At 55.0% G+C, this 8837-nt stretch carries 9 protein-coding genes; all 9 read right to left on the bottom strand.

Translation table 11 applies throughout. The features are described from left to right. Window positions 1-363: 363 nt before the first annotated feature. A complete protein-coding gene (locus HMPREF2894_RS04995) occupies window positions 364-1209 on the bottom strand; it encodes a DUF6318 family protein (RefSeq protein WP_049341420.1) in 846 nt (281 codons plus the stop codon). A 173-nt stretch (window positions 1210-1382) separates the two neighbouring features. Continuing rightward, window positions 1383-2087 (bottom strand): DUF6318 family protein, encoded by a 705-nt coding sequence (locus HMPREF2894_RS04990; RefSeq protein ID WP_049357597.1) that lies wholly within the window; start codon window positions 2085-2087, stop codon window positions 1383-1385. Between the two features lie 174 nt (window positions 2088-2261). Further along, the gene (locus HMPREF2894_RS04985; protein WP_049357595.1) at window positions 2262-2972 is read right to left on the bottom strand and encodes a DUF6318 family protein; all 711 of its coding nucleotides are present in this window, start codon (window positions 2970-2972) and stop codon (window positions 2262-2264) included. 192 nt (window positions 2973-3164) lie between these two features. Next, complete coding sequence (locus tag HMPREF2894_RS04980; RefSeq protein ID WP_049341418.1) at window positions 3165-3932, bottom strand: DUF6318 family protein; 768 nt, start codon at window positions 3930-3932, stop codon at window positions 3165-3167. 106 nt (window positions 3933-4038) lie between these two features. Further along, on the bottom strand, window positions 4039-4827 hold the full coding sequence (locus HMPREF2894_RS04975; protein WP_070678070.1) for a DUF6318 family protein: 789 nt from the start codon (window positions 4825-4827) through the stop codon (window positions 4039-4041). Window positions 4828-4867: 40 nt separating this feature from the next. Further along, the gene (locus tag HMPREF2894_RS04970; protein WP_049341416.1) at window positions 4868-5620 is read right to left on the bottom strand and encodes a DUF6318 family protein; all 753 of its coding nucleotides are present in this window, start codon (window positions 5618-5620) and stop codon (window positions 4868-4870) included. Between the two features lie 248 nt (window positions 5621-5868). Next, on the bottom strand, window positions 5869-6645 hold the full coding sequence (locus HMPREF2894_RS04965; protein WP_070678068.1) for a DUF6318 family protein: 777 nt from the start codon (window positions 6643-6645) through the stop codon (window positions 5869-5871). Between the two features lie 307 nt (window positions 6646-6952). Next, window positions 6953-7717, bottom strand: a complete 765-nt coding sequence (locus tag HMPREF2894_RS04960; protein WP_080974517.1) for a DUF6318 family protein — start codon at window positions 7715-7717, stop codon at window positions 6953-6955. Window positions 7718-7954: 237 nt separating this feature from the next. Further along, on the bottom strand, window positions 7955-8746 hold the full coding sequence (locus HMPREF2894_RS04955) for a DUF6318 family protein (protein WP_044150520.1): 792 nt from the start codon (window positions 8744-8746) through the stop codon (window positions 7955-7957). Between the last annotated feature and the right edge of the window lie 91 nt (window positions 8747-8837).

The raw sequence follows: 8837 nt of genomic DNA, 5'->3' as shown, positions 1-8837 counted from the left end.
CCTTACGTCGCGGCACTCCGGGGCATGATGGAATCCCTCGCACGCTCGGCATCATGCCCCGCCACTTCTTACGGCGTGGCATTCGGACGCATAATGAAATCCCTCGCGCGCTCGGCATTATGCGCCCTCATCACCGTACCCATCCGGTTGGGGTCACACTAGGAAAAAAGCCTTGGTTCTTCGGAATCAAGGTTTTTTGTTTATATCTGTCTGTATCTGTCGGATGATCTTTTAGATTCTATGGCGGCGCAGTGAGCCTCTCAAAGAATAAAGGCGAAAAGCCACATGTGTTTCGAAAAGCAACCATAATGGTGGCTTCTCGAAACACATGTGGCTTCTCAGCGGTATAAAGGGGATCTGAATCTACTGTGCCGATGCCTCAGCAGAAGCAGTGGTAGCCTCCGCAGACGCAGTACCCTCAGCCGAAGCGCTCGGGCTCAGCGACGGAACCGGCGAAGCAGACGCAGTACCTGGAGCGCGACGCACCATACGCCAAGTGCCGTCCTGGTAGTGCGCCACAATCTGGCCAGCCACCGGCTTGCCCGGGTACTTGAACACCTCGGTCAGCGGCTGCACACGATCGTTGGTCTTGCTGTACACGCCAGCACCCTCAGCACCATCAATCACCATCTCGGTTGCCCAAGTGTAGTAGCCGGTGCGGATGTCCTTGGTCGGGCGGTCAGCAGTCAGCGACAGAACCATCGGACGCTCCGAACCAATAACCCAGCCGCTCTCCGAAGCGTACATGCTCTGGAAGAACTCAGCCACGGTCGAGTAGTCGCCGGTGTGGTCAATGTTCGTGAAGCGGGTACCGTCACCGGTCAGCAGCAGGTAGTTCAGGGTAGCCTGCCAGTACGCAATGAACGCGTGCAGACCCTCAACACTGTTCTCACGCAGCTTCGCCGGCTCCACGGGGATCGCAACGTTCACTGCCTTGTGCTCCTTGGTGCCGGGCTCAAAAGTGCCGGTGGAGGAGTAGTCGGCAAGAACGACCTCACCCTTCATGCTGGGGCCAGGCTCAACGGTAGTGGTTGCCTCCGCGGTGGGGGAGACGGATGCGGTAGCGCTCGCGGATGCCGAAGACTCGGGTGCGGATGCGCTCGCGGTTGCTGAAGATTCGGAGGACTTTGAGGAACATGCGGCAAGAAGTGCAGCGGTGCCCAGGCCCAGTGCGGTCAGGGCGGTGCGGCGGGTATACATGGTAGACATGGGGCTCTTTCTGAGGTGAATAAAGTATGTGCCGGTATTGAACTAATTCCAGAATATCGCAGGGGAGCGGCCAGCCCAATGTTGTGTGCGCCTTCAACGCCGTAAAAGCGGCGGTAGATGACGAAAAACACGGGGCACAGAGATTTTCGCACGACTACGATATGACCGGGGTTCTAAATGGAGGTGCCGGAGCTGCTCGCGCTTGAGCTGGGTGAGCTCGTTGTAAGTTTGGCTGGTTCATTCCGAACCGTCCAGGCGCCATCCTGATACTCCAAGATAAAGAAGAACTCATAATCACCGGGGCCGCTACTCAATGAAGCCATGGTGAGTTCCCTGCCATCTGTGTAGTGAATCTTTGCTTCCTTGTTATACCGGCCAACACCCAGCCAGCGGTACTGTTGTTCGTCAACCTTCTGCGGAGCGTCCTCGGTCAGCTCTGCTGAGAATGGCGCATCAGTACCGTACACCCAGCCAGTGTTCTTCTCATAAAATTCGACGAAAGGTTCGGCCTTGTAGATATCGTTTCGGTTTATATCCACAGCCTTAAACGGCTCAATGTCGCCGGTAATCATAAGGTAATTGAAAGAAGCCAACCAGTAGTTTATGGCGGCGTACATGCCCTCCGTCGTTTTGGCTTTCATCTCTGCAGGAGGGACAGGCTTGGGCGGATTCTCCGCCTTCTTCGAGCTGGTTGCGGGAACGTAGGTGCCGCGTGATTCGTAGCCGTTGAACTTCAGCTCGCCCTTGTAGGAGCGTTGTTCCCCGGGCGTGCTCTGGTTGCTGAGCGGGCGAATATCGCTGGCGCAGGCAGTCAAGGAGGCGAGCGCGGCGGTGGCGGCGATGCCAAGGGCGGCGCGTCGGGTCACGAAGGTAGACATAAGGTACCCTTCAATAGATTATCGGTGTATCTATTTCAGAGTACCTTAGTGTATTTGGATATGTTTATGATTTCTTGGGGATCAAACCTGGGAAAATGCTACAAAAACTGCGTTAGCTAACGAAAAGTGCTGTTTGTTAGGCGTACGTGGTGTCGGTGTCTATGCCACTGCATCCTAAACGTTGAGGCCAGAATTGCTTCCGCCCGAGGAGTCGGGGGTAGCTGTCGAAGAGCTTTTCGTCTCAATGGTGACCATCCACGTATTGTTCCGATAATTCAACACAAAAGTGACCTCATCATTAGCAGAGCTGCCGCTCGTATCTGCAATGTGAATATCCCTGTCCTCCGGTACGTAATGGAGAACGGCGGCCTTATGGTTACGGCCAATACCCTTCCAACGGTACTGCTCATCGTCAACCTTCTGTGGAGTCTCTTCGATCAGCTCAGCCAAGAGCGGCGTATCGGTGCCGTACATCCACCCCTCATCCTTCGCGTACAAGTCTACGTATATCTTCATCTTCTGTACGTAGATACCGTCTAGGTCCACGTCCTTGAACGGGGCAGCGTCGCCGGTAACCGTCAGATAGTTCAGGGCTGCGAGCCAGTAGCCCAGCGCCGCATACATGCCCGAGATCGTCTTCGACTTTATGTTCTCAGGAGGAACGGGCATGGGCGGGTTCTCCGCCTTCTTCGTGGTGCTTGCGGGGCGGTAGGTTCCGGTGGACTTGTAGCTATTGAATTTCAAGTCACCCTTGTAAGGGCGCATCGGGTCAACTACGCTCGGGTCCTCCAGCGGGCGAATATCACTTGCGCAGGCAGTCAGGGAAGCGAGCGCGGCAGCGGTAGCAACGCCCAGGGCGGTGCGGCGAGTAACGAAAGTAGGCATGAGAACCCCTAAACGGTTTGTCAGTGTACTTTTAAGCGTACCCGAAGGAACTGATGCATGTTCAAAGTCCGCTCATGAACGCATAAGGGAACATCGCCACCGCACGTAGGTAAAGAGGAAGCCCCCGCATGCAATCTCAACTGCATACGGGAGCTTCCCTCACTTTTAGAACCAGCCGCTTAGAGGCGGGTTTTAGGCGCTAGCGCTGCTCTTCTCGGAAGAGGATGCATCAGCATCCTCATCACTGAGCATGTACCACGCACCGTCCTTGTAGTCCGCCGCGAAGTTGGTTGCCTCGCTCTTAGTGGATCCATCGACTAGGGGAGCGGGGTCCTGACCCTCAATGTGGATCTTCGCGTTGGGGTCATAGATGATGCGTCCGAGCCAATCGTAGCGGTTGGGTCCGCCCGCGACCTTCTTCGGGGCGTCGGTCAGAAGCTGAACGGTAACCGGCGTATCCGTGTCGTATACCCAGCCCCTGCCGGAAGAGTAGATGATAACAGCATTGCTGCCCTCGTTCGCATAGCGGGAGTACGGGTCAGCCTTCTTGAGCGGCTCGTAATCACCGGTCATAAACATGTAGTTGAAGCTTGCCACCCAGTAGCTGAGGAACTCGTACATGCCCTCAATGGTTGCCTCGTTCATCTTCTCCGGAACAATAGGTTTCGGCACGTTCTGCGCCTTCTTCTCAGCCGTGGCAGGAACGTACTCGCCGTTCTTCTCGTACTTGTCGAGCTTCACCGTGCCCTTGTACGACTTCTTAGCAGACTCAGTCGCTGAAGCAGATGCCGAGGCGGATGCGCTCGCAGACTCAGAAGTGCTGGCACTGGCCGAAGCCTCACCGGAGGCGGAGCTATCAGCCAGCGGGCGAATATCGCTAGCGCAAGCAGTCAGTGCTGCAACCGCGCCGGCACCGGTAGCAGCAGCTAATGCGGCACGTCGAGAAAGAAAAGTTGCCATGAAAAATCCTTAAATGATAAGTAGGGTAAGGGATGAAGCTCTGGAGCTTATTAACCCTATAAGTGAGGTAGATCCTCACCCCTAAGGTGAACTCTGCAAAGATGCTCTAGGCGTTATTAGGGGTAGCCTCAGTCGATGCTTTAGCGCTTGGGCTTGGAGTGCTCTGCTCGCCGCCCTTAGTGGCGGCATAAAACCATCTACCGTCCTTATAGGACAACTTCAGCTTGGCGTGGTCAGGAGTCAAAGCCTTACTAGGGAACATAGGCTCATCTGCTCGCCCTTCAATGCGAGACATCGCATTAGGATCCCTAACAAATCTGATAGGCCAAATATAGAGGGTGTCGCTACCTGATGCCTTTTCAGGCCGGGGGGTTAGCATCTCAGTTTGAACCGGTTTCTCCGAACCGTAAAACCATCCCTCATTGGTTTCGTATACAGTTACATAACCTTGAAAAGCTTTGACGTCCTTGCCAACAGGATCAGCTTCTTTCAACGGTTCAACATCACCGGTAAGTACTAAGTAGTTGAGGCTTGCTTCATAAAAACTATAGGCCGCGTAAGCTCCATCAACAGTATTCTCGTACATATTTGCCGGCGGTCGAGGCCTAGGCATGTTCAGCGCCTTATGCGTCTCATCCGCAGGGATATACTCGCCCTTCTTCTCATAGTTGTCGAACTTTACCGGCCCCAGATAGGACTTCTCAGAAGAACCACTCGAAGAGGCGCTAGCAGAAGGGCTCGCAGACTCAGAAGCGCTGGCACTGGCCGAAGCCTCACCGGAGGCGGAGCTATCAGCCAGCGGACGGATATCGCTAGCGCAAGCTGTCAGCGCCGCAGCCGCGCCAGCACCGGTAGCAGCTGCTAGTGCGGCACGTCGAGAAAGAAAAGCTGCCATGAAAAATCCTTAAGTAGTGCGTATCAGAAGATGAGGGAAACTAACTATCGTTGTTCAAAAGCATGCGCCACATGCCTTCCTTGTACTCCATGATGAACTTCGTCGTGCGAGGAATCGTCTTTTCCTCCTCAACGATAGTCGCATCAGGCTCACCCTCAATGTGGTACTTAGCGGCAGCGTCATACGCGACGGTCACAAGCCACTCGTAACGGTCCGGCTTATTAGCAACCGGCTGAAGCTCATTCTCCGCAATCTCAATCTTGTACGGCTGATCCGAACCGTAAATCCAACCCAGACCCGACTCGTAGAGCTTAATCATGGTCCTAGAGTTCCTCAAAAAAGCCTTCGCAGGATCCGCCTTCATCAGCGGCTCAACATCGCCGGTCAGAATCAGATAATTCTGGGAAGCAAGCCAATAACCCATCAGAGCGTAAGCACCCTCGGGGCTGTTCTCCTTCATCTTCTCCGGGATAAGAGGCTTCGGCACGTTCTGCGCCGGCGCCTCCGCACTCGCCGGAATGTAGGTGCCGCTCCGCTCGTAGTTATTGAACTTAATCGGGCCCACGTATGAGCCGGGCGTGTGATCATCGGTAGGAGAAGGTGACGCCGAGGCGCTCACAGAAGAGGAAGCCGCGCCAGAAGTAGCGCCAGAAGCAGCATTAGAAGCCGAATCAGAGGAACCGCCGGAACCCTGCGACAGCGGGCGAATATCGCTAGCGCACGCAGTCAGCGCTGCAAGAACACCGGTCGCACCCACGCCCAGGAGAGTACGTCGAGTGAAGAAGGTAGTCATCGGAAGCCCTTCGTTGGAGCCAATACAGAGCAAATCACGCCACACACCGTGGCGGGCATGCGCACCCCGTACAGACCTATCAGTACGTCAATGTATATATTTTTAAGGTTACCCGAGAGCCACCACCTAGCCCCCGCGACCACCTCAAGTGTTCAGAAAATTAAGACCCCACACCCAGCGTTTTACCAGGTGCGGGGTCTTATAACATGAAAAATCACCACGAGAGGAAACCCTCCGCCAGACGGCAACTAAGCGGCGCTAGACAGCTCCCACTTGTCGTCCTTGTACTCCAGACGGAACCTCGCCACCTTCTTCTTCGACTCTTCAGCGCTTGTCGCCTTCTCAGGCTGATTCCTATAATGCCGTATCATCTTGGGGTCCATATGGGCGAGGCCCTCCCAAATGAAGGCAGTGTTATTGCTGCCGGGCACCGCTCGAGGAGCATCAGTCAGTAGCTCAACAATATACGGAGTTTCCGTACCGTACACCCAACCAGCACCCGAGGCATACAGCTTGATTGTGCTCTGATACTTCTCCCAGCCGTAGCCCTTGTAGTAAACCATCTCAATGGGCTCCGGGTCACCCGTGATCATCAAATGGTTCAAGCTCGCCAGCCAGAAACTCAAGAAAGCGTACGCACCATCAACACTGTGCTCCTTGAAGTTCTCAGGAGGCGCGGGCTTCGGCACGTTCTCAGCCGGATTCGTAGCGGTCGCCGCAACATATTTGCCGTTCTCCACATAATTCTCGAAAGTGATGATGCCCTTATACTTCCTGCCCGAAGAGCGAAGACCCGAAGCGGCAGAAGCACTCGCAGAAGCACTCGCAGACGCAGAAGGAGAAGCCGAAGCACTCGCAGACGCAGTTTCGGAGGCGGTCTCGGAGGCGGTCGCCGCCTCCGACGGAGAAGCCGAGCCAGTGCCGCCAGCTAGCGGGCGAATATCGCTAGCGCACGCAGTCAACGCAGAAAGCGCGCCAGCAGCAGCAACACCCAGGGCGGTACGTCGAGTGAAGAAAGTAGTCATCGGAAGTCCTTCGTCGGATCCTTCACCCCCAAAGCCGTCAGCGCGAAGCTCACAACCTGCAGGTAAAGACCACATGTAGTACGTCAATGTATATACGTTAAGCGTACCCGAGCGCCCCTCCTCCGACCCCGAACATCCGCTGGGTTTTCCCCTGGGTGTTCCCTGGGTTTCCTACCCTGGGGTTCCGCAGAGTTACGGCAGAATTTTCGCAGAGTTTCGGCACAAAGAAACCCCGCCCACGGTGCATTACCGCAGGCGGGGGAGAAGCCTACCTCAAACCGTTAGACCGGAACCGATATGGTGGGGCCTAGACAGAAGAAGAGCTAGAGGAAGAAGCGGAAGCCGACGAAGAAGAGCCTTCATCGCCGGTGAGCATAATCCACTTACCGTCCTTGTATTCCACGGCAACCTTCGCCAGCTTGCCATTCGGGCTAGAAGCGGTCTTAAAGGGCTGGTCAGACTTGCCCTCAATGTGAATCTTCGCATCGGCGCTGTAGTTCATGTATGCCGGCCAGTCGTAACGGGTACCCTTACCGGACGCCTTCTTCGGTGAACCACTAGTCAGCTCAAGAGTAACCGGGGTATCCGTACCGTACATCCAGCCCAGATCGTTCTCGTACATGATCGTAAGTTCCTGCAGACCATTCACATACACATCTGCAGGGTCAGCCTTCTTCATCGGCTCAGTATCACCGGTCATTAGCGCATAGTTAAAGCTTGCCAGCCAGTAGCCAATGAACGCATACATGCCATCAACGTTATCTTCGTTCATGTTCGCCGGGGCGAGGGGCTTGGGCACATTCTGCGCCTTCTTCTCGGCAGTGGCAGGAACGTATTCGCCGTTCTTCTCGAAGTTATCGAACTTCACAAAGCCCTTATAGGACTTGTCCGAAGAAGCAGATGCGGAAGCAGCGGCCGAGGCGCTTTCAGAAGCGGAGCTAGACGCCGAACCTTCAGCCGTCGGGCGAATATCGCTAGCGCACGCAGTCAATGCAGCCAGCACACCGGCACCGGTCGCACCCAGCGCCACGCGGCGGGACATACCAGCAGAAATGGGGGAAGGGCTCGTCATAATCAGCCTTTCATAGGAAGTCAACAAAGGAAATTGAGTGAGTTGACAACCCCATCATACCGGCAAACACGCAGATACCCGGCAGTAGCCGTCATCGAGTGCCGATGACAAAGCAACCTAATACCGCTGCAAAGCATCACCGAGTTCCGGCATAAAGAAACCCCGCCCACGGTGCATTACCGCAGGCGGGGGAGAAGTCTATCTTAAGCCGTTAGACCTTACCTATAGGGTAGGTGCTTAGACAGAAGAAGACCCGCCGGCAGAGTCAGTCGCAGAAGAGCCATCCTCACTGCTGACCATAATCCACTTACCGTCCTTGTACTCCACACTAACCTTCGTCAGTTCCCGCGAACTATCCTCCATGAAAGGTTCATCAGGGCTGCCTTCAATGTGAATCTTCATATCGGCGCTGTAGTTCATGTACGCCAACCAGTCATAACGAGTTCTGCTACCGGAAATTTTCTGTGGTGAATCAGAAAGCAACTCAAGAGTCATAGGGCTATCCACACCGTAGAGCCAGCCCGCATTATTTTCATAGGCAACCGTCAAATTCTGGTAATTCTGCAGTGAATCCGCAGATTCAACCTTCTGCAGCGGCTCAGTATCGCCGGTCATCAGCAGATAGTTGGAACTCGCCAACCAATAACCAACGAACGCGTAAATACCGTCAACGTTCTGCTCGTTCATGTTCGCCGGAACGAGAGGCTTCGGCACATTCTGCGCCTTATGAGTGGCGGTTGCCGGAACGTACTCGCCGTTCTTCTCGAAGTTATCGAACTTCACGAGGCCCTTATAATGCTTGCCGGAAGAAGCAGAAGGCGAAGCGCTAGCCGAGGCACTGGGTGAGGCACTAGCTGAAGCGCTCGCGGATGCACTAGCAGAACCGGAAGTAGAGTTAGACGCCGAGCCATCAGCCAGCGGGCGAATATCGCTAGCGCACGCAGTCAATGCAGCCAGTACGCCGGCACCGGTTGCACCCAGTGCCACGCGGCGGGACATACCAACAGAGGTGGGGGAAGGGCTCGTCATAATCAGCCTTTCAAAAGAAGTCAACAAAGGAAATAGAGTGAGTTGACACCATCATTATACCCTAAGCACATGAATGGATATCAAATACCAC

The organism is Rothia sp. HMSC066G02 (genome assembly GCF_001813145.1).
GTDB lineage: Bacteria > Actinomycetota > Actinomycetes > Actinomycetales > Micrococcaceae > Rothia.
This window is presented reverse-complemented; position numbering and strand designations above follow the sequence as displayed.